This is a genomic window from Aquirufa beregesia (assembly GCF_011090385.1).
Taxonomy (GTDB): domain Bacteria; phylum Bacteroidota; class Bacteroidia; order Cytophagales; family Spirosomataceae; genus Aquirufa; species Aquirufa beregesia.
This window is the reverse complement of sequence record NZ_SEWW01000010.1, coordinates 1-23,277: the sequence shown is the minus strand read 5'-3', so window position 1 is coordinate 23,277 and position 23,277 is coordinate 1. Positions and strand designations below refer to the sequence as shown.

General features: G+C 38.9%; 19 protein-coding genes. 17 read left to right on the top strand and 2 right to left on the bottom strand.

Annotation, left to right across the window (positions count from 1 at the left end):
* Nucleotides 1–2: 2 nt before the first annotated feature.
* From EWU23_RS12620 to EWU23_RS12540, 17 genes are all read left to right on the top strand, one after another.
* On the top strand, nt 3–1,514 hold the full coding sequence (locus EWU23_RS12620; protein ID WP_166232750.1) for a RagB/SusD family nutrient uptake outer membrane protein: 1,512 nt from the start codon (nt 3–5) through the stop codon (nt 1,512–1,514).
* A 63-nt stretch (nt 1,515–1,577) separates the two neighbouring features.
* Complete coding sequence (locus tag EWU23_RS12615; RefSeq protein ID WP_166232748.1) at nt 1,578–2,783, top strand: FG-GAP repeat domain-containing protein; 1,206 nt, start codon at nt 1,578–1,580, stop codon at nt 2,781–2,783.
* 105 nt (nt 2,784–2,888) lie between these two features.
* Nucleotides 2,889–3,629 (top strand): 3-keto-disaccharide hydrolase, encoded by a 741-nt coding sequence (locus tag EWU23_RS12610; protein ID WP_235942221.1) that lies wholly within the window; start codon nt 2,889–2,891, stop codon nt 3,627–3,629.
* A gap of 14 nt (nt 3,630–3,643) precedes the next feature.
* The gene (locus EWU23_RS12605; protein WP_235942216.1) at nt 3,644–6,382 is read left to right on the top strand and encodes a c-type cytochrome; all 2,739 of its coding nucleotides are present in this window, start codon (nt 3,644–3,646) and stop codon (nt 6,380–6,382) included.
* Nucleotides 6,383–6,397: 15 nt separating this feature from the next.
* A complete protein-coding gene (locus tag EWU23_RS12600) occupies nt 6,398–7,459 on the top strand; it encodes an aldose 1-epimerase family protein (RefSeq protein ID WP_166232744.1) in 1,062 nt (353 codons plus the stop codon).
* 16 nt (nt 7,460–7,475) lie between these two features.
* Nucleotides 7,476–8,684 (top strand): class I mannose-6-phosphate isomerase, encoded by a 1,209-nt coding sequence (locus EWU23_RS12595; RefSeq protein ID WP_166232742.1) that lies wholly within the window; start codon nt 7,476–7,478, stop codon nt 8,682–8,684.
* A gap of 22 nt (nt 8,685–8,706) precedes the next feature.
* Nucleotides 8,707–9,738, top strand: a complete 1,032-nt coding sequence (locus tag EWU23_RS12590) for a sugar phosphate isomerase/epimerase family protein (RefSeq protein ID WP_166232740.1) — start codon at nt 8,707–8,709, stop codon at nt 9,736–9,738.
* Between the two features lie 21 nt (nt 9,739–9,759).
* Entirely contained in the window at nt 9,760–10,917 is a 1,158-nt protein-coding gene (locus EWU23_RS12585) for a Gfo/Idh/MocA family protein (RefSeq protein WP_166232738.1), read from the top strand.
* 20 nt (nt 10,918–10,937) lie between these two features.
* A complete protein-coding gene (locus tag EWU23_RS12580) occupies nt 10,938–12,431 on the top strand; it encodes a sugar ABC transporter ATP-binding protein (protein ID WP_166232736.1) in 1,494 nt (497 codons plus the stop codon).
* Between the two features lie 7 nt (nt 12,432–12,438).
* Complete coding sequence (locus EWU23_RS12575) at nt 12,439–13,386, top strand: ABC transporter permease (RefSeq protein WP_166232734.1); 948 nt, start codon at nt 12,439–12,441, stop codon at nt 13,384–13,386.
* Nucleotide 13,387: 1 nt separating this feature from the next.
* On the top strand, nt 13,388–14,296 hold the full coding sequence (locus tag EWU23_RS12570) for a substrate-binding domain-containing protein (protein WP_166232732.1): 909 nt from the start codon (nt 13,388–13,390) through the stop codon (nt 14,294–14,296).
* 26 nt (nt 14,297–14,322) lie between these two features.
* Nucleotides 14,323–15,567, top strand: a complete 1,245-nt coding sequence (locus tag EWU23_RS12565) for a glucuronyl esterase domain-containing protein (RefSeq protein ID WP_166232730.1) — start codon at nt 14,323–14,325, stop codon at nt 15,565–15,567.
* Between the two features lie 121 nt (nt 15,568–15,688).
* Nucleotides 15,689–16,054 (top strand): hypothetical protein, encoded by a 366-nt coding sequence (locus tag EWU23_RS12560; RefSeq protein ID WP_166232728.1) that lies wholly within the window; start codon nt 15,689–15,691, stop codon nt 16,052–16,054.
* A 148-nt stretch (nt 16,055–16,202) separates the two neighbouring features.
* Nucleotides 16,203–17,090, top strand: a complete 888-nt coding sequence (locus EWU23_RS12555) for a hypothetical protein (RefSeq protein WP_166232726.1) — start codon at nt 16,203–16,205, stop codon at nt 17,088–17,090.
* A 20-nt stretch (nt 17,091–17,110) separates the two neighbouring features.
* A complete protein-coding gene (locus EWU23_RS12550) occupies nt 17,111–18,538 on the top strand; it encodes an amidohydrolase (protein WP_166232724.1) in 1,428 nt (475 codons plus the stop codon).
* A gap of 13 nt (nt 18,539–18,551) precedes the next feature.
* Entirely contained in the window at nt 18,552–19,070 is a 519-nt protein-coding gene (locus EWU23_RS12545) for a hypothetical protein (RefSeq protein ID WP_166232722.1), read from the top strand.
* A 201-nt stretch (nt 19,071–19,271) separates the two neighbouring features.
* The gene (locus EWU23_RS12540) at nt 19,272–19,940 is read left to right on the top strand and encodes a TetR/AcrR family transcriptional regulator (RefSeq protein ID WP_166232720.1); all 669 of its coding nucleotides are present in this window, start codon (nt 19,272–19,274) and stop codon (nt 19,938–19,940) included.
* A gap of 358 nt (nt 19,941–20,298) precedes the next feature.
* Here EWU23_RS12540 and EWU23_RS12535 read toward each other — a convergent pair whose 3' ends face one another.
* Complete coding sequence (locus EWU23_RS12535; protein ID WP_166232718.1) at nt 20,299–22,683, bottom strand: zinc-dependent metalloprotease; 2,385 nt, start codon at nt 22,681–22,683, stop codon at nt 20,299–20,301.
* 248 nt (nt 22,684–22,931) lie between these two features.
* The coding region (locus tag EWU23_RS12530) for an integrase core domain-containing protein (protein ID WP_166232716.1) at nt 22,932–23,277 on the bottom strand (346 nt) is incomplete at its 5' end.

The window sequence follows — 23,277 nt, the reverse complement described above, 5'->3', positions numbered from 1 at the left end:
CAATGAAAAATAAAATAATATTAAGCTGTTTGCTGGCTGTCGGATTGACAGGTTGCACAGAGAGTTTCTTGGATATTACTCCGGAAACAAGTTTAAGTTCGGTAACGTTTTTTAAGACGCAGTCCGATTTTCAACAAGCGGTGAATGCATGTTATGTTCCATTGAGAACAATCTACAATGACCGTTCTTGGTTATTATCTGAAATGCACTCGGATAACACTTATTATGCTCGTAATACAGCATTTGGTGCAACAGAGCAGCAAGAAGATTTGGCGGATTTCTCTATTCCAGTATCGAATGGATTAACCACCAACGCACACGTATTGAACCAATATCGTCAAGATTATTTGATTATCGCACGTGCGAATCAAATCCTAGCTTTGATTGATAAAGCGGATTTTGATGCTACAGAAAAAGCAAACTTGAAGGGTCAGGCCCAATTCATGCGTGGATTTGCTTACTTTGAATTGTACCGTTATTTCAATAAAGCGCCTTTACAATTAACTCCAGTTACTACTCGTGAGGCAGCAGCTGCCAAAATGGGAACTGCCGCTGATTTAGAGAAAATTATCACGGATGATTTAATAGGTGCTGCGGCAAACTTAAAGCCAAAGTCTACTCAGGAAGCTGGACGTGCTACTTCAGGTGCTGCCAAAACAGTGTTGGCTAACTTGTACATCATTCAGAAGAAATGGGCTGAAGCAGAGAAATTAATGAAGGAAGTTGTTGCAGAAGGAAATTATTCATTAATTCCAGATTACAACAATGTATTCTCTACTTCTACTGCGAACAAAAATAATGCCGAAAGCGTATTTGAAGTTCAGTTCCAAGAGGGTTCTAATGGATTTAACGGTACATTTATGTACAACTTTTTGCCTCGTCCTATGTTAGAGTCTGAATTAAAAACGCTTTCAGGAACGTCAAATCCACAGCCCCAAACAGGAGAAGGTAATAACATTCCAACTCCAGATATTATTGCGGCATATGAGTCAGGTGATTTACGTAAAGATGCTTCCATTGGTTACATTTTATGTTCATCAACTTTATGGGAAGGTAAAACATACCCAATCATTAAGAAGTATATGAAAACTCACTCCTTGAATGGTAACCATGGTATGAACTGGCCAGTATATCGTTATTCTGAAGCTTTATTATTCTTAGCTGAAGCATTGAATGAGCAAGGAAAAACGGCTGAAGCTGCAACGTACTTAAATATGGTACGTAAGCGTGCAGGTTTAGCGAATTCTACAGCTACTTCTCAAGCTGACTTCCGTACGGCTTTAATGCAAGAGCGTCGTGTAGAATTGGCGTTTGAGAACAAGCGTTGGCATGACCTAGTACGTACAGATACGTATAAAGCTGTGATCACTGCTCGTGGAGAAGCTATCAAAAAGGATCCATTCTCTTATTATTACCAAAGAGGATATACACTTCGTAGTAACTCTTTCTCAGTTATTGAGAAATATTACCCAATGCCTGCTGATGAAGCTGCATTGAATCCAAATATTAAGTAATCATTTAGTAGTTAGAATAGCTGTCCTAGATCATCAGGACAGCTATTTTTTTCTCTTATTTCTATGAAAACGTTTACATTCACTTTGAAGGCTCTATTGTTTAGTTTGGCATTTGTTGGGCAAGCCATAGGAGCAAATCATACTCCCGATTTTAAGAAAGTGATTCTAAGTTCAACTTTTCTCTCTGAAGGGGTTTGCGTGGGAGATGTAAACCATGATGGAAAAAAAGATGTTATGGCAGGTTCCTATTGGTTTGAAGCACCGAAATGGACAAAACATGTTATTAGTGATGATGATCTTCGTTACGATAAATCATTGAAAGTTTTCCCGAAAGATCATGTGTTTAAGGTAGACGAGGGATATAGTAATTCATTTTTAAATTTTGCTCAGGATGTAAACCACGACGGCTGGGTCGATTTGATTAAAGTGGGATTGCCAGGTGAAGCAGTTTTTTGGTTTGAGAATCCCAAAAACAAGACTGAGCTTTGGAAAAGACATTTTTTATATGCGTCCATCGGAAATGAATCTCCACTTTTTGAAGATGTGAATGGAGATGGATTGAAAGATATTATTGGCAATGATTCCAAATCAAAACAAATGGTTTGGTTACAAGCACCTAGCACTAAAAAAGATACTGTTTGGAAAGCACACGTGATTTCCTCTAACCCTAGTTTAGGGACACATAAATATACCCATGGTTTAGGTCATGGCGACATGAACGGAGATGGAAGAAAAGACATCATCTTCAAAGAAGGTTGGTGGGAATGTCCACAAGATGTATTAGCCAATGATTGGACTTTTCACCCTTTATCCTTGAGTTTTGATAGTGCTCATATCATGGTTCTTGATTTGGATGGAGATGGCCTGGTTGATTTACTTAATTCTTCAGCACATGATTATGGCATTTGGTGGCACCGCCGGACAGCCACAGGTGTTGAAACCCAAGTCATTCAAAAAGATTTATCTCAAACACATGCTATGGTGATGGCCGATTTAAATGGAGATAAACAGCCTGATTTTGTCGTTGGCAAGCGCTTTATGGCGCATAATGGAAAAGATCCAGGAGAATTTGAAAAATCACTGTTACGCTGGTATGAATTTAAATCAGGTAAAAACCCTACTTGGATAAGCCATGACATTGACGAAGATTCAGGTGCAGGGATACATATTGTGATAGAAGATATGAATCAAGATGGATTAAAAGATATAGTTATCTCGAATAAAAAGGGTGTTTTCGTCTTTTTTCAACAGACTAAGAAAAAGGCTTAGAACCCTATAAAACATTATATAAATGCGAATTTTTTCACTAATTTTTACATATAATCTATAGTACCTATGAAAAAACAATTATTGTACCTAGGCCTCGTAGGGCTGATGCTTCCATTCTTTGCGTTTCGCAATCCTTCGGCAGGCCAGGACAAACCTAAGGAAAAAGGATTCAAGAAAATCTTTGATGGCAAGAGTTTAAAAGGATGGGAGGGTGATCCAGCCTATTGGCGAGTAGAAAACGGATCCATCGTAGGGGAAATTACTCCGGCAACAATATTAAAAAGAAATCATTTCTTAATTTGGAGAGGTGGACAGCCTGCTGATTTTGAATTTAAGGCAGATGTTAAAATTACTAAATCGGGTAATACCGGTGTGAACTACCGTTCGGAAGAATTATTACCTGATTTGCCTTATGCTTTAAAAGGATATCAAGCGGATATCGATGGTAGTAACCGTTATACTGGTCAGAATTATGAAGAACGTGCTCGCACAACTTTGGCCTATCGCGGTGAAATATCCGTCATTAACGAGCAAACAGACCCAGAAATAAAGAACAATTTACGTACATTGGCTCAAAGAAATAACTGGACAGCTCGTCAGGTAAAAGGTTCTTTAGGACATACGGATTCTTTGAAAACCTCGATTAAATCAGAAGATTGGAATGAGCTACATATTGTGGCCAAAGGAAATCATTTATTGCATTACATCAACGGCGTTTTGATGAGCGATGTAACTGATTTAGATAAAATTAATGGAAAAGCTTCTGGTTGGTTAGGTATGCAAGTTCACGTAGGACCTCCCATGAAAGTGGAATACAAAAATATTCGATTGAAAACTCTTAAATAAACACTGTTAATTATATGAAAATGAGACCTCTAGTTAAACTTGGAATGGTGTTTGCAGCCGTAATTGCTTTGGGCAGTTTTGGCTACAATTCACTCCACAAAGTACAGCCCGCTCTGGCAGAAGGAGCTAATCCAAAGATCGATAAGATTCGTCTACAACCTGGATTTAAAGTAGAACACTTATTTAGCCCATCGGATGCCAAAATTGGTTCATGGGTAGCTATGTGTTTTGATGATAAAGGCAGAATGATTGCTTCTGACCAATATGGTGGATTGTTTAGATTAACTATTCCAGCTATTGGATCAAAAGATAATACTCCGAAAATTGAGAAATTGAAATTTGGAAAAGGGGTGGATACATTAGGTATTGGTAATGCTCACGGTTTATTATATGCGTTCAATAGCTTGTACGTGATGGTGAATGCTCGTGTAGCTCCAGTTAATCCTCCTGCAGCTCAACCTGGTCGTAATCCTAATTTTGCTCCTAGCTATGCTCCACGTGGTAGTGGATTGTACCGTGTTCAGGATTTAGATGGTGATGATCAGTTCGATAAGATCACTTTGATGAAGGAATTCAAAGGTGAAGGAGAACACGGTCCACACTCCATCATTTTATCTCCTGATAAAAAATCCATCTATTTAATCAATGGTAACCATACGGATGTACCTCCAATGGATGCTTACCGTTTGCCTAAAAACTGGCATGAGGACAATTTGTTCCCTTTAATCAAAGACCCGCGTGGACATGCTAATGATCGTTATGCTCCAGGTGGATATGTAGTAAACATTGATCCAGATGGCAAAAAATGGGAATTAATCAGTGCTGGATACAGAAATGCATTTGATATTGCTTTTAATGAAGTAGGTGATTTATTCGCATATGATGCTGATATGGAGTGGGATTTCGGTTTACCTTGGTACAGACCAACTCGTATCAACCACGTAACATCTGGTTCAGAGCATGGATGGAGAACAGGTAACAGCAAATGGTCACCTTCTTTACCGGATAACTTACCTCCAGTATTGAATATCGGACAAGGTTCTCCAACAAGTTTATTGTCATTGCGTGATGCTAAGTTTCCTGCGAAATACAAAAAATCGTTATTGGCATTTGACTGGACATTTGGTATTGCTCACTTAATCAAGTTGAAACCACAAGGTTCTACTTATACAGCTGATCGTGAAGAATTCTTATCGGGTATTCCTTTACCATTAACAGATGGTCAAATTGGTCCTGATGGAGCTTTATATTTCTTAATTGGTGGTCGTCGTTTAGAGTCTGATTTGTATCGTGTATATTATACAGGACCTGAAGAAGCTAATACCAAACCAGTTGTTTCTCAAATTACTCCATTGAATGAATTGCGTCGTAAGTTAGAGGTATTCCATAATGGACCAAATCCTGCAGCTGTTGCTACAGTTTGGCCACATTTGAATAGCCCAGATCGTTTTGTTCGTTATGCTGCACGTATTGCTCTAGAGCATAATCCAGCTGATTCTTGGAAAGATAAAGCATTGAATGAAAAAGATCCAGTTGCAGCTATCAATGCTTTGATTGGTTTGATTCGTATGGATAAGCCAGAAAATAAAAATGCTATCAATGCAGCTTTATTGAAGATTGATAATAAAGGTTTCAATGAGGCATTGCAAATTGATTACATCCGTGCCTTTGAATTGAATATTTTAAGAAACGGTTTGCCAGATGCTTCTCAATCTTCAGCTATTGTGGCGAAGTTTGATGCATTATACCCAGCGAAACAAATGAACTTAACTCGTTCATTGAGCCGTATCTTGGTGACTTTGGAAGCTCCAAACATCATTCCTCGTACTTTGAAGTTGATGGAAACAAAAGATACCGCTTCCGTAGCTGCTTACCGTGCTGAAACGGCGACTTCTTCTGCTGACTTAATTATGCGTAACCCTCAGTATGGTACAGATATCGCTCGTATGTTGGAAAAAATTCCACCAGCACAACAAACCTATTTAGCTACGATGTTAAGTGCGGCTAAGAACAATTGGACTCCAGAATTACACGACCGCTATTTTGCTTGGTTCCGTAAAGGATTTGAGTATCAAGGTGGACGTAGTTATGTAGGTTTCATTGATCGTGCTCGTAAATTAGCTTTGAAAAATGTAGCTGAAGCACAGCGTGCAAAATATGATAAAATGTCAGGTGCTGATTTATTAACAGCTAATGGTAATGATTTAGTAAAAGTAAATGCACCGAAAGGCCCTGGTAGAAACTGGAAAGTGGAAGACGCAGTAGCACTTTTGGATGCTCCTTTAACAAATCGTGATTTCCAAAATGGTAAATCGATGTTTGCTGCTACAACTTGTAGAAACTGTCATGCCGTAGGTTCTGATGGCGGAGGAAATGTTGGTCCCGACTTGACTAATTTGGGAACTCGTTTCTCTAAGAAGGATATTTTGGAATCAATCATTGACCCGAACAAAACGGTTTCAGATCAATATGCTGCTTCTCAGTTGATGTTGAGAAATGGAACATCCGTAGTAGGTCGTATCACAAATCAGGATAAAGTAGCATTCTATGTGTCGCAAAACCCATATGCTCCGGATCAAGTTGAAAAGGTATTGAAGAAAAATGTAACTTCAGTGAAGTATTCTGGAGTATCTCCCATGCTTGCTGGTTTGATCAATAGCTTGAATCCAGAAGAATTGAAAGATTTAATGGCTTATTTAATGTCAGGTGGTAGTGAGGCTAATGCCATGTTTGCTAAACCAGCTGCGAAATAATTGAATAGAAAAAAGATGACGTATCCTTGGAAAGATAAAATATCCAATCACAAGCAACTCGGAGGCATTGAAACCTCCACATTAGATAACGGAGCAGGTAGAGGCGTTCGAATTGCTTGGATGGATACGGGAGCGGGATTTCGCTACAAAATTGTACTAGATCGTGGCATGGATATTGCCGAGGCCTTTTACCAAGAGAATAGTTTAGCATGGATTTCCCATGCAGGCATTACCAGTCCACAGCCCCTGTCTGATCAGGGGCTGCACTGGTTACGCACCTTTGGCGGAGGATTGCTGACTACCTGTGGTTTGGACCACGTAGGTGGCCCAGAGCAAGATGAGTTTGGGATTCGTGGTATTCATGGAAAAATCAGTAATCAAATCGCTGAAATTACTTCCATTGTACAACCTGATATTCATTCGGGTCAATTAGACATGAGTATTTCAGGTATTATTCGTCAGCATGTGATTTTTGGACCATGTTTGACATTAAAAAGAACGATTTCCGGTCGATTAGGGGAAGCATTTCTGAAAATTGAAGATGAAATTGTCAATGAAGGCAATATGGATGCCCCTTTGATGTTATTATATCACTTTAATTTTGGCTGGCCTCTTGTAGACGAAGGAACCAAGATTGTGGCGAAAGGAACTTGGAAATACCGTTTTGAGGGAACTCAAGATGCTTTGATTTTCAAGGAAGGAAATGATTACAAAACTTGTCCAGCCCCATTGGATATCCATTTGGGTGGGGGAGAAGAAGTGGCCTTTATTGATGCCGCTACTGATGCGCAACATCAAGTTGTTTGCGGACTTTACAATGAACAGCTAGGACTAGGAGTGAAGATGTCTTACGACAAAAGAGAATTGCCTAGTTTAACCAATTGGCAACATTGGGGAAAGGATGAATATGTTACGGGAATTGAACCTGGCACAAACCCTCCCATTGGCCAAAAAGCAGCTAGGGAAGAAGGCTCGTTGGTGTTTTTAGCCCCCAGAGCGAGTAAACGTTTTTCGGTGACTTTAGAAGTCTTAGATCAACAAAAACAAACAGAGAAATTAACTAATTTTATACAATAAAAGATTGCCTATTCTTATGAAAAATAAAGCAGAAAAAGCCCTAGAGCAAGGAAAGGGCATATTGCGTTTAGCGCCAACTTGGGTACCAAGATCATTTTGTGTTCCAGGTCGTCGTATTAAATTGCATCCAGATGATTATTATGTACTCGGAGGAGTGCGAGGAGGAATTGATGAGCGTTGGTTATCATCTACTACCCCTGCTAAAAATGGTCCGTTAACGGGAGAAAATGAAGGCCTTAGTGCAGTAGTTTATTCCGAAGGTGGAAATGAAGAACAAATCCTGTTGAAGGATGTCATTGAAGAATTAGGTGGCCAAATTATTGGTGATCGTCTTTGGAATGAATATAAGTCTTGGCCTATGTATTCCAAGTTTTTTGATAACATGGGTCCTTTACCTCACCACATTCACCATAACGACGAGCATGCGGCTAAAATTGGTCAATTGGGTAAGCCTGAGGCCTATTATTTTCCTCCACAATTGAATAACCATGGTGGAGATTTTCCATATACTTTCTTTGGAATCGCTCCAGGAACGACTAAGGAACAAATCAAAGAATGTTTGCAGAATTTCACCAAGGGAGATAATAAAATCACCATGTTCTCTCAAGCATTCCCTTTAATTCCAGGAACAGGTTGGGATGTGCCTCCAGGAATGTTACATGCTCCTGGTAGCCTTTGTACCTATGAGCCTCAGAAAGCTTCTGACGTTTTTGCTATGTATCAATCTTTAGTGAATGAAGCAATCATTCCAGAAGAATTATTGTGGAATGGAACTCCTAAAGAAGAAATTGGAAATTATGACCAATTAATGGAAGTGATTGACTGGGATTTGAATACCAATCCTAATTTATTGGAAACTCGTTTCATGGCTCCAATTCCTGTGAAAGATGAGGCAGAAATGGCCAAAGAAGGATATTCAGAGAAATGGGTTTGCTACCGTTCAGAAGCATTCTCTGCCAAAGAATTAACCGTATTCCCGGGTCAAACCGTAACCATCAAAGATGCAGCTGCTTATGGCCTAATCATGATGCAAGGTCACGGTAAAATGGGTGTTTGGAATGTGGAGACCCCTGCGATGATTCGTTACGGACAATTGACTAATGATGAATTCTTTGTAACTGAAAAAGCAGCTCAAGAAGGGGTAGTGATTACTAACCATTCTTCTACTGACCCAATCGTGATGTTGAAGCATTTTGGTCCAAGCAATCCTGATTTAACTTTATAATTGATATAAACCATTTGAACAAATGACACAAATACATAATTATCCAAAATTGCACAATGCCACTTGGCCTGGCATTGTGGGTAAGGGTCCTGATTCCGAACCCGTTATTTCTTTAGATCAAATGCTTGAAATGACGGCTGCGGCAGAAGTAGATGGCGTGAAATTTGATGGAGTAGATGTGGGTTTATTTGATCCGCATTTTGACATTAATTCAGGTAAAGAGGGAGCCAAACGCTTGGCGGAAAAAGTAGCAGCTCACGGTTTAGAAATAGGTAGTTTGGTTGCTCCTATTTGGGGGGGACCAGCTATTGGTTCTAAAGCAGATCAAGATACTTTCGTAGACATGGTAAAAAAATCCTGTGAAATAGGTCAAACATTGCGTGAAATGGGTATTCGCCCGAATGGTATTGTTCGTATTGATTCTGCTAGTGGCGTGTCTGATTGGGCGAAAGATCCCGTGGGTAATTCCAAAAAAATTGTGGAAACATTCCAACGTGCATGTGATGTAGCGGCTGATTATGGCGAGCGCTTAGCCGCTGAGGGAGAGATTTGCTGGGGGGGGATGCACTCTTGGCGTCAGATGGTAGCCACATTAGAAGCAGTAGATCGTAAAAACATTGGTTTTCAAGCGGATATGTCACATACTCTATTGTATACCATGGGATACAATTCTCCAGAAGATCGTATTTTACCAGAAGGGTATGATTGGTCTGATCGTGAAGTATTGAAAGATGCTTTACGTCAAATCACAGCGGCGCTTCGTCCATGGACCATCGACTTCCACGTGGCACAAAATGATGGTACTGTTCACGGAACAGGTAGCCATGATAAAACAGGAAGACACTGCCAAGCTACTGATCCTAATGGAAAATTAGTGGTGGCTGAAGATGCAGGATTTTGGCTTCGTGATGAAAAAGGTGAATTGACCAAAGCATTCAAACATATTTGTTGGGATGGTTGTATGTTCAGCAATGAAGTAATGTTACAACAAAAAACGTGGAACGATATTTTAGCTACCATGATTAAGGTGCGTAATGCCCATGGTTGGTCTTAGAATTTTGAAATATATTTGACAATGGAAAAGAAGAAATTAAGAATAGGATTAATAGGAACGGGCTTCATGGGAAGAACCCACTCCAACGGTTTCAACCGTATTACCAACTTTTTCCCCAATTTGGCTTATGAGCCTGTTATGCAGGCAGTTTGCTCTCGTAATGAGGAGAAAGTGAAAGCGTTTGCTGAACAGTGGGGCTATGCCTCTTACGAAACAGATTGGCGCAAATTAATTGCCCGTGATGATATTGATGCGGTAGACATTTGTACTCCTAACGATACTCACGCAGAAATCGCCATTGCCGCTGCCAAAGCAGGCAAAATGATTCTTTGTGAAAAACCTTTGTCTAGAACTCTAGCAGAAGGAGAAGAAATGGTGAAGGAAATAGAAGCAGCTGGTGTGAAAAACACCGTTTGGTATAACTACCGTCGCTTGCCTGCCGTTACTTTAGCCAAACAAATCGTTGATTCTGGTAAATTAGGCCGTATTTTTCACTACCGTGCTAACTTCTTACAAGATTGGACCATTAGTCCTGATCTACCTCAAGGTGGAGCTGGTACTTGGCGTCTAGATGTGGAAGCAGCTGGTTCAGGTGTGACGGGCGACTTATTAGCTCACTGTATTGATACAGCTCTATGGATCAATGGCGGAATCACCGATGTTTCTGCTATGACGGAAACTTTCATTAAGGAACGTGTACATACAGAATCTGGACAAGTTCAAAAAGTGGGTATTGATGATGCATGTTTGTTTCACTGCCACTTTGATAATGGTTCATTAGGTTTATTTGAGTCTACCCGTTATGCTCGTGGACATAAGGCGCTTTATACATTTGAAATCAATGGAGAGCATGCTTCTCTTCGTTGGGATTTACATGATTTGAACCGCTTAGAAATGTATGATCATTCGGATGAATCCAATGTCCGTGGTTGGAAATCGATTTTAGTAACTGACGGCGACCAACCTTACATGGACAAATGGTGGGTTCCAGGTCTATCCATTGGTTATGAGCATAGCTTTGTACATCAAGCCGCTGATTTCCTGAAATCATTGGAGAAAGGAGAGCCTTGTTCACCTACCTTCCGTGAGGCTTTACAAACACAAAAAGTGTGTGAGGCTGTCATTGATTCTGCTAAGCAAAAACAGTGGAAGGATACGAACGTAGAGTGGCCTTGTTAATTTTTTAAATGGAATGTAGGGTGGAAGGAGAGAAACCAGTTTTAGAACTCAGACAAGTATCTATTGCTTATTCGAGAACTCCCATTTTACATTCCATTGATTTATCCTTGTATCCTGGTGAAATCCACGCTTTGGTGGGTGAAAATGGGGCAGGGAAATCTACCTTAATGAAGACTATATTAGGAATCATCTCTCCTGACCATGGGGAGGTGATTTTTTTTGGTCAAAAACGGCAGCAGCAAAGTTTGAAGCAAATCATGGATGCAGGAATATCCATGATACATCAAGAATTGATGTTGATTCCCGAGTTAAGCGTAGCTGAGAATATATTTTTGGGGAGAGAGCATGAATTGGGATTCTGGCCTTGGAAAAGGAAGAAAAATGCCCAATTACAAACCTTGGAATTATTGTCGGATTGTGAAATCCCCTTAGATTCAAGCACTTTGGTCAAGAATTTGTCGATTGCCGAACAACAATTAGTAGAAATATTGCGGGCTATATCCCAGCGTGCCCATTTGATTTTGATGGATGAACCTACTTCATCCTTGTCAGAAAAGGAAATTACCTTGTTCAGGCGTCTGATTAATAAATTAAAAAACGAAGGAGTTAGTATTTTATTTACCTCCCACAAAATGGAGGAGATATTTGGCTTCTCAGATCGAATTTCTGTTTTGCGGGATGGTTATTTGATTTCTTCCAAATGTCGGGAGGAATGTACAGAGCAGGAGGTAGTCCAACAAATGGTTGGTCGAGAAATGAATCAGTTTTTCCCTCACCGGGAAGTACAAAAAGGAGAAATTTGTTTACAAGTAAAAGGCCTAGGTATTCCTGGCTTATTTCAAGACATTGAATTTGATTTGCATCAAGGAGAAATTTTAGGTTTTGGTGGACTCGTTGGAGCAGGACGGACAGATATAGGTAAGGCCATAGCTGGATTATTAAGTCCTCAAAGCGGTGAAATCATTTGGAGAAACAAGTCTGTTTCGTTTAAAAGCCCTCAAGATGCGATAAAGCAAGGTATAGGCTATGTGAGTGAGGACAGAAAAGAAATGGGATTTATTCCCGAATTTTCCATTCAGCATAATATAACGTTATCTTCTCTGCTAAGCTGTCAGCGTTGGGGTATACTGGATAAAGTTAAAGAGAAAGAAATAGCATCTGCCCATATTGCCCGACTGAACATTAAGTCTAAAGGAGTAGGTCAACAGGTGATGAATTTGAGTGGAGGTAATCAACAAAAAGTAGTCTTCGGTCGTGTGTTGCAACATGTTCCTGACGTATTAATTTTGGATGAACCCACCCGAGGAATTGATGTGCAAGCCAAATTTGAGATATATACCTTGATGGCAGAATTAAGTCGACAAGGTAAATCCATCATTTTAATTTCTTCCGATTTGCCAGAATTGATGCATATGAGTGATCGGATTTTGGTTATTTCCAAAGGAAAGCAAACAGCCAATTTGAATAAAGAAGAGACCAATCCAGCAGAGATTATGTTTTATGCTATGAAATAGTAAGCACATGAATTTGAAAAAAATACTTATTGGGAGTCAGTCAGGAGGAATCTTTCTTGCGTTGATTTTGATGTGTGTGTTAATCTCTAGTTTGACACCTCGCTTTTTAACGGATACCAACCTTTTGGTCATCTTAAATCAAGTTTCGGTCAATGCCATTCTAGCCTTTGGTGTCACCTTTGTGATTATTTCAGGAGGGATCGACTTGTCTTTAGGTTCCATGTTAGCCGTAGCGGGTGTAGTGGCTGCTTTATTTGCCAAATCAGATGGAGGAAATGTGTATTTAGCCTTATTGATGGCGCTAGGAGTAGGTGCATTGATGGGAGCTATGAATGGCTTTACAGTCATATTGTCAAAAGTTCCCCCCTTTATCGTGACTTTAGGTACCATGACCATCGCTCGAGGTGCGGCTTTGATTATATCATCCGGTAGACCCGTGTCTGATTTATCCGAATCCTTTAATTATTTGGGTAATGGAGATCTTGTTGGAATACCTATCCCTATATTGTTCCTAGTAGGCACTTATGTCGTATGTCATTTCGTATTAACACAAACGGTATTTGGACGTTATGTCACCGCCATAGGAGGAAATGAAACAGCTGCTTGGGTGGCGGGGATACCTGTTGCCAAAGTTAAATGGTGGGTGTATACCCTTAGTGGGATATTCGCTGCTTTAGGTGGAATATTGTTATCAGCCAGGATTAATACAGGTCAGCCTAATGCTGGATTAGGTTTTGAACTAGATGCCATTGCCGCAGTGATTATCGGAGGTACCAGTACTCGGGGAGGAAAAGGAAGTATGACTGGAACACTTTTGGGAGTCTTGTTCATTGGAGTTATTAATAATGGTTTGGATTTATTAAATGTTTCTGCCTATTGGCAACAAGTTGTCATGGGGGGAATCATTATATTAGCAGTAGTATTGGATAGTGTTTATCAAAAAATGAAACGTTAATATGAAAATTGGTTTACGCATTTTAGTTATTTGTTTAGTGGCGGCATTGGCTTGGGCTTGTGGAAATAAAGAATCGGGTGGAAAGAAAAAAATCGTCATTGGAGTGTCCATGTTGAGTTTACAAAATGAGTTCATTCAGCAAGTAAGCGCGTCTTTAGAAAAGCATGCCAAAGAGGCTGATGTAGAATTAATTGTTGTGGATGCGGAACGCTCAGCATTGAAGCAAGTGGAGCAAGTAGAGAATTTTATCAGTCAACAAGTTGACGCTATTATACTAAATCCAGCTGAATTTGAGGCTAGTTCTCCAGCTATATTACGCGCTAAAAAAGCAGGAATTCCCATCGTTAATGTCAATTCTTCCACCAAAGAAAAACCGGATGCTTGGGTGGGATCAGATGATGCCGAATCGGCTAAAATGGCCATCGATTTTTTGGCGAAGAAATTGAATGGTAAAGGCAATATCTTGATTATCCAAGGATATATGGGGCAAGCAGCTCAGATAGATCGTGAACGTGGAGCTGTTGAGGCTTTAAAAGCATATCCTAATTTGAAATTATTAGCTACTCAAACTGGAGAGTGGGATCGAGCCAAATCCATGTCTTTAATGGAAAATTGGATACAATCTTATGGAGATCAAATCCAAGGGGTATTTGCACATAATGATGAAATGGGACTAGGAGCTATGCAGGCATTAGTGGATGCTAAGAAAAAAGATAAAGTACTGGTGGTTAGCGTGGATGGTATAGGTGATGCTATTAAAGCAGTGGATGCAGGAACCTTAGATGCAACTATTTTACAAAATGCCGAACAACAAGGAGCCCAAGCTATTGCCTTGGCATTAGATTTAATTCATAAAAAGCCAATCAAAGAAACACAAGTACTAATTCCATTTCAAGTTAAATCAAAATAGTAACAGCTTTACAATAAACTTATACGATGAAAAAAATTCTCTTTATTTGTTTGATAACTACTACGCTTATGGCCCAGCAAAAACCTTTTGTAGCGAATTATGATGAAAGTAAAGTAGGTCAATTTACTTTACCAGATCCATTACGGTTAGGTTCAATGAAAATAAGCACGGAAGAGGACTGGGAAAAGAATAGGGCTACCTGGTTGACTTTGTTTGCCGATCACATGTATGGACAAATGCCCCCAAAATCCATCAAACAGACCAACACCTTAGTTTCTCAAAAAGACATTTTAGGCGGAAAAGCGACGCAATCGATTTGGAAAATGGATTTTGCGGGGAAGGTTCAAGCCACGGTGGTGGTAATATTGCCCAAATCGAACAAGAAGGCTCCGGTATTTTTAGGATTGAATTTCTGTGGAAATCAGACGATCAGTCAGGATGAAGGTATTCCCATTTTTGACAAATATGTAGTTTGTAATAACGCTCCCGATTTTATTAACAATATCTCTCAAGCCGCATCTAGAGGAGAATGGGCTAGTCGATGGCAGATTGAAAAAGTAATAGATGCCGGTTTTGGCACCATTACGGCTGCCTGTGGCGATTTTGAGGAAGATTTTGCGACAGGATTCAAAAATGGGCTTAGAACAAAATTGGCAGGAGAATTGGGGTTAAAGCCAGAAGAATGGACCGCCAATGGAGCGTGGGCCTGGGGATTGAGCCGCATGTTAGACTTAGCTCAAAGTATAGCTGAAATTGATGGAAAGAAAGTGATATTGCATGGGCATTCTCGCTTAGGTAAGGCTGCCTTATGGGCGGGTGCTAATGATCGACGTTTTGCTGCCATTATTTCCAATGAATCAGGAGAAGGAGGAGCTGCATTGAGTAGGAGAATATATGGAGAAACCATTTGGCGCATTACCAATAGCTTCCCTCATTGGTTTTTGCCTACATATGCCACCTATGCTGACCGAGAAAATGAATTACCTTTTGATCAACATATTTTATTGAGCTTATTGGCTCCACGACCAGTTTATGTAGCTTCTGCCTTTGGCGATCAATGGTCGGACCCTAAAGGAGAGTTTTTAGGTACCAAAGAAATGGAAAAAGTGTATTCTTTGTACGGTAAAAAAGGATTAGGAAATATCGACATGCCAGGGTTAAATCAACCGGTTGGTAAGCTCATTCGATACCATATTCGGGATGGTAAACATGATATCAATGACTACGATTGGGATCAGTATATTAAGTTTGGAAAAGAAGAAGTTAAGTAAGTTGTTAGTGTCTAGGTATTAGTGATTAAGATAGTTTTATTTGAGTATGCTTAATAAACTGTGTCAATTACTAACTAATCTCTAATAACTAATCCCTAATAACTAATAACTAATACATCCCTTGCTTCGTCTACTTATATTTTTGGGTTTATTGATTCCGACCTTAGGGTATTCACAACAGACTAAGGTGAAAAAACCTTTGCCGGAAAAAAAGAATGCTCATTTGCCATATGCCTGTATTTTTGAAGATGGGGCTTATCCTGCTACGGTCATTCAACGAAATACAATGACCAAGGATTCCACTGTTTTTGCTCGGATTGCAGTCGAAATAGAAGGCTGTTTAGTGATAGGCATTCGTTTTCCTAAAGGCTCAAAATTCCTTCAAGACACATTGCAAATCAATGACATTGATGACCTAGGGAATTCCATCATCCAAGGCAAAAATGGCAATTATTATGTTATACAGGCGAAGTATGAACCTTTTTAAATGTTGAATGGTAAATACTAGCATGTCGGTGAATATTTTTTACCATGTACCATTAATAATTTATCATTTACAATTCACCATTTGCATTTCATCATTTACAATTCACCATTAAAAAATTACCATTAATTTTAGGGTAATTTTGTACCGTATGATTATTCAAAAAGTAGACGTAGCCATTAATGTGTATGGAAAACCTTACCAAACGGCGGTAAGTATTTGGTCATTGATGAAAAATTCTGGGCAGCATATCCAACAAATTTATGTGACATTAGAAAAAAAACAGCCAGAAGATTTTGATGAAGCATTATTGAGATCACTTTTGGAAGGTTTACCTATCATTTACTTTAAGCCTAAATTTTTCTTTGGTTGGTGGGAAGGAAGGAGAAAAGGTTTGCTCAATAGAATTCTATTGCGCTTTAAGGATTATCGTTATTCCATTCGAAGTCAATACGCTTGGGAAAATAGCCAGGCTAAGTGGTTGTTTTTGATGCACAACGACATGCTTTTTACCGATGATTTAATAGGACATTATTTAACTAAGATTGGAGATTCAATAGGAATAGGCCAAGTGGGTCAATGCTGGAATTGCCCAGCATTGGGAGAGCTTTGTGATGGAAACCGCTATTGGGATTACCGACCATCCATGGAGGAATTAAAAACCTTATATCAATCTAGGCCAGAAGGTAGAGCGGTTATGCATGGCTTGGTACAAGATGGTCAATTAAGCTGGCCATTGCCCGAATGCCGACTCAATGAACATGCCGCTTTAATTAATTTAGACATGGCACGTCCAATAACAAGCCCCTTAGGTACTGTGGCGCCTATCGGATTAAAAAATAGTCTGGATAATGGAATTCCATGGTTTCAAGGCATGACTTTGAAAGGCTATAAAATGGTGAATGAATCCTATATGCCATTTGCTAAACATGCTTGGACCAATGATACAGATTGCGGACATGCTTCCTTGTTCGACAAAAATATGTATGATAGAGAAGAGGAAATGGCTAAATATGAATTGGCCAAATGGAGAAATTAACAATATCAACAAAAAATTCGATGAAACGTATCTTAACATTTGCCTTGATTTTTTTAAGCTTTGCCTTGTTAGCCCAAGAGGCGGATAAGAAAAAAGTTATTCAACGGATTCAGCAAAAAGAAAGCCAATACGGTCAAATGGCTAATCAAATTTGGCGATTTGCTGAAGTAGGTTATAAAGAAAAACAAAGTTCCGCCTTATTACAGGAAACTTTGAGAAAAGCTGGTTTTACGATTGAACCAGGTGTGGCCAATATTCCTACGGCTTTTGTGGCTACTTTTGGACAAGGGAAACCTGTCATTGGTATCATGGGGGAATACGATGCATTACCGGGAATGTCGCAAGATTCCATTCCCACCAAACGAAGTTTGGGAAATTCGGCAGGACATGCTTGTGGGCACCATTTATTTGGAACAGGCTCAGTGGCAGCGGCCATTGCGGTGAAAGAATGGATGCAGGAAACAGGTCAAAAAGGTACCATTACGTTTTATGGTTGCCCGGCCGAAGAAGGTGGATCTGGTAAGGTATATATGGTGCGTGAGGGTTTGTTTTCTCAGGCAGATGTGATGTTACACTGGCATCCCAACAATCAGCATGTCATTTCAATGAGTAATTCCTTAGCTAATAAGGCTGGGAAGTTTCGCTTTTACGGATTATCCTCCCATGCTGCTGCTTCTCCAGAAAGAGGAAGGTCAGCCTTGGATGCGGTAGAAGCTATGAATTATATGGCCAATATGATGCGGGAACATATTCCTTCCACGACGCGCATGCATTATGTCATTACCCATGGAGGAAAAGCACCCAATATTGTGCCTGATTTTGCGGAAGTCTATTATTATGTTCGCTCCCCCAAAAGAGATGTTGTGATGGACGTTTGGGATCGTTTAGAAAATGCAGCCAAAGGAGCAGCTTTGGGAACTGGGACTAAATATGAAGCCGAAGTAATTGGTGGGGTATATGAAATGTTGCCCAATGATCGCTTAGCTCGAGTGATGCATGCCAACTTGCAACTGGTGGGTGGCTATACATTGAATCCCAGCGAATTGGCTTTTGCCAAGCAAATCCAGCAGTCGGAGGGTATGGAAATAGTGGACTTAGCGAGTACAAATCAAATTAAGGGATTGAACGATGGAGATAATTTAGCAACAGGTTCTACCGATGTGGCTGATGTAAGCTGGACTGTGCCCACGATAGGTTTAGGAACAGCTGCTTGGGTGCCTGGGACAAGTGCACATAGCTGGCAAGCTGTGGCTGCAGGAGGAACTTCCATTGGTCGAAGGGGGATGATGGTAGCTGCAAAGACCTTGGCCTCTACTGCCATCGATTTATTTAAGCACCCCGAGTGGATTAAAGAAGCCAAAGCTGAATTTGAGAAACGAAGGGGCCCTAATTTTGTATATAAATCTCTATTAGGGAATCGACAACCAGCTCTGAATTACCGAGATTAATGCTGAAATACACATGAAATATTGGGTAGGAGTCATTTTGAATTTATGTTTGTGGCAATCTACTTGGGCACAAACTAACCCGCCTTTACAGTGCGAATCGGATGAATATTCTACGTATCTGGTTCCAAGTTTAGAAAATGGTTTTGTTTTATTGGATGCTAATAAAGAGGTATTTCAACGTTTGATGAAACAATATCAATATCAAGAGTTTTATCGTGGAAATGAGATGGAATATTTAGCTCCCACAAGTCGTGTCAACCAAATGCGATTGATTAGAAAGGAAAACACGCAAGTTCAATTTTTACTTTCACCCACTAAACTTATGGTAATCAAACAATTAGAGCAAGATATAGCTGCCCGGAAACCAATTGTTTCTAAAGATTCCAATGGCATGACTTGGTACCACATAAACTACCCCACTCATCAACCTTCTCAAGTTTTGCGAATTGGGATTAAATTGGAATCAGATTCAGAAGATCGAGTAGGTAGAACCTGGACTATTTGGTCTTCTACGATCATATTTTCACACTAATTGTATGAAACAAAAAAGCTCCTATTCAAAAAATAAGAGCTAATTACATTTCTGTGTTCTATAATTATCTTGAATAACCGTGGTTATGGGTATTTTGTTTTGTGTGGTTGGTATTATCATTTTCTATAATGTATCAAAAACACACATTGACTTGTAATAAAAAAAATATTTTTTATTTTTACATAAACCTATAATATAATCATGAAAATATACCAAAGAAAAGGGGAGAGGAGTCGTGAACATATTATTTTACAAGCATCAGATATTTTTAACACTTACGGTTATTATATCACTATTGATGAAATAGCCAAGTATACAGGTATTAATAAAAGCAAAATTAGTAACCATTTTTCTACCAAGGAATCATTATTTATTGCCATTGCTGATTTTTACATTGTAGAAATTCAGCAATATTTTGAATCGATCACTATTTCAAAAGAAATTTCCTGGAAAGATTACGTAGAAATTCTTTCTGAAATAATGGATATCCAGTTTAAATATCGAAATGCCATTATTTTTATTTTGACAGCACCTTTCAAAGATGAGGCACTTTCTTTGCATATCATTGAATCATTTAAGGGTAGAAAGCATCAAATGATTCGACTTTTTGAAAAATTGGTTGAAGATAATTATTTATTGGAGTCAGTATTTGAAGAAAAGAATTTCAAGATATTTTATCACCAACATGCAGTGTTAAGCGTTCATTGGTTGAATACGTATTTGTTATTTGATTTTAACAAAAGTTATGAAGAGGTTAAACCCACTTATTTAGCTGGAACTATCAGTATTTATAAGCCTTATTTAAGTGCCAAAGGTTTAGCCGAATTTGAATCACTGGATTTAGAGGCCTTACTAATTAAAAAGCAATAGTAACACCATGTATTAAAATCAAAAAGGAGAAACGATTTTCATTCCACTTGTTGATTTTAATAGTAAAAAAAGCTCTTATTCAAAGAATAAGAGCTTTTTGCATCCCTGTGTTCTATAATTAATAGGGTTATTTCGCGGATAAGTATTTTCTTTTAATCATTGGAAATTTATCCCCTTTGATTAAAGAATCAAAATTATACAATAGACTTTAAATAAAAAAATAATTTTTTATTATTCATTGTAAATTTATGCATATTATTTGTAAAATAATATAATTGACATATGTTTTTACAATTTTGTTTATGTGTAGTTTTAGTTATCAGAAGCTATTCATGGATTGGCCTAATGGGATGACCAATTAATAACAATCCATACCAATGGGAGCACCATCAGGTATTTGAGGACTAGCTAACGCTTTCCATTCCCTTGGATGATCGAGTGATTCTTGAATGAATTGCTGCATGTATTGAGCAAATGAACTTGAAGCTGCTTTTTTGGCATAATATTGTTGCCATTTTTTAATCCCCGAGTGGAGTTCCACTTTTGCCAAAGGCGCTAAGGTAGGGGCATGTAAGGTATTTAGGACCGCTTCACAGACTTTATAGTTAATGGTTTCTTGGGCTGCATTTAAATAAGAGTCTGACCAGCTTTTTTCAATGGTCTGTTGGCTTATTTTTTGTAACATTTCAGATACACCTAAATTAGCTACATCTATCGTATGGTTTTGTTGAATTCGGGAAATTCTGTCGGGATGTAGTAAAAAGTCCAATGTGAATTCAGCAGCCGTTTCTACTGCTCCTAACGCATCAAAAGTTACTCCCGTTTTGCTTTTAAAGGATTCTCTGGTTCTAGGAAAGCCAAAGGCCCGAGGAGGGAACAGGCTAAGTTTATCTTTAGGAATAGCGATTTCATCTGCTTGTAAGGTCCGCATTAATTGTTGTAGAGCGTCCACTTGCAGGCTTTTGGAGGCAGGCTTAAGAATCAATTCTTTTCCTCCTTTGACAGCATAATTATATTCAAAACCACCTACTATTTTACTGACAGCTTCTGTTTGGTAGCGGTGCATGAAATATAAAGGCACAAACATGTCTTCTAATTTGGAATAGCTTTCACCTTGACGCATATTGTCTGCGGAAAACTGTTTGATGGCTTGTTTTCTGACACCTAACATACGTTGTAATTCATCGACTACCGTATGGCCATTGTCCCATAAATGGGCATAAATATGAGCTCCTCCAGGATTGCGGGCATCAAAATCCGTGATGAATCTCAATCCTTTTTCATAGGCTTTATCTAAAATATGAGGAAGTTCAGCCTCGCTATGTTGACCATAGGCATAATCTACGGATACTTTATCCCATTCCCCGATATTGCGATCATAGGCTTTCGACAAGTCGATTTCATTCCCAAGAAATGACACTTGAGGATGTGGATAATCCATGACACTTGAATTTCCTTGAGCACTGGCAGCATAATTGTGGGCAAAACCTAGGGTATGTCCTATTTCATGTGCAGCCAATTGTCGAATACGCGCCAAGGCCATTTCTAGCATGGGCTGATTATTTTGGTTGTTTTTAGCATAAGGTGCGTTCATGAGAGATTGGGCAATCATAAAATCTTGTCGGATGCGCAAACTTCCCAAACTCACGTGTCCTTTGATAATTTCCCCCGTTCTTGGATCAGAAATGCTAGCTCCATAGCTCCAGCCACGCGTAGATCGGTGAACCCATTGGATAACATGATATCTCACGTCCATGGGATCTGCGTCATCAGGTAAAATTTTCACTTGAAAAGCCTCTTTATATCCAATGGCTTCAAAGGCTTGATTCCACCATTTTCCTCCTTCCAATAATGCCGAACGGATGGGTTCTGGTGTACCATTGTCGAGGTAATAAATAATAGGTTTAATGGCCTCACTGACTGCTGCGCTTGGATCTTTCTTTTCTAAGCGATGTCGAGTAATCCATTTCTTTTCAATGGATTCTGTCACGGGTGTAGCATAGTCCAAGAAGGTCAAGGCATTGGAGCCAGATCTTGGATCATACACTCTAGGTTGATATTGATTGTCAGGTAGTTCAATAAAGGAATGGTGTTCTACCACTGTCACAAAATCAGGATTAGGAGTAACTGAACGAATTTCTGCTCCCGTGGCATTCCCAGAAAAGGTAAGTCGAGCTTCAAATTCAGCGTTTTTAGGGAAAGATTTAGTCTTTTCTAGCAATAATGAACTCCTTGATTTGTCTAATTGATAGGAACCTTGTTTAGCTTTAGTTAATGTTTTTAAGACCCCATGAGCATCTTGCATTAAAAAATCGGTGGCATCAATGATGTATTTCCCATTTTCTTGCCCTTCAATTTTGAAGCCATAAAGGATGGATTTAGCAAAAGCTTGTTGGACAGAGACCTTTTCTAAAGGATTATTGGTATTTGCCCTATATTGGTAATTGGGTTGAATAAGAAAAAGCTTATTTCCTTGTTTCTCAAAATAGACAACTTGCTCATTACCTAATTGCCCTCTGTCCAAACCTAAATCATTATTGCCTACACCTTGACTGAGGGAATACACATATAAAAACTCATGATTTAGCTTATCTACTGACAAATATATTTTGTCGGCACTCTCATCATAGAAGAAATCAAAATATCCCGTATAGGCTTTCATCGATTTCAATTTCTCCATAATCTGGGCAGGAGCCTGATAACTCAGTAAACAAATCAGTAGGAGTAGTTTGAGTGCTTTCATTGTATAAATGTAGAATGAAAAATGTAGAATGTAGAATCCAAAAATTGATATGTCTTAGTTGTTTTTATTAGGAATCAGTTATTTGTGTTTAGTTATAGTTGCCTGTTAAATGGGAATGTTCAACAAACTGTATCTCTGTTTAATAATCTATCTGCGATTCAATACTTAATGTGTTTTTAACAGTATTCTAGGGAATGCGGGAAAATCCAGCAATCATTTATAATGTATCATTTCTTGCACTTCCCTGATTAGAGTTGACCGGTTTCTAATAATTTTTCATTGTTAAAAATAGTAAATCTTGGTTTTGAAAAAAACTTATTATTATTCCAACTTTCTTCAAAACTTACAGGACTTAATTTTCCATTATTATTATGTGGTCTTTTGTTATTATAATGATAAACTGCTTTATCAACACACTTTTTTAATTGTTCATAATTTTTAGGTTTCCAGTGGTCTAAGTATTCCTCTTTAATTGTTCTATTTATTCGTTCAGCATATGCATTATCTTGAGCACAAATAGCCATAGAGATTTTACATTTATTAGCTTTTAATAACTCTATATAGGGCTTATAAATATATTGAGCTCCTCTGTCA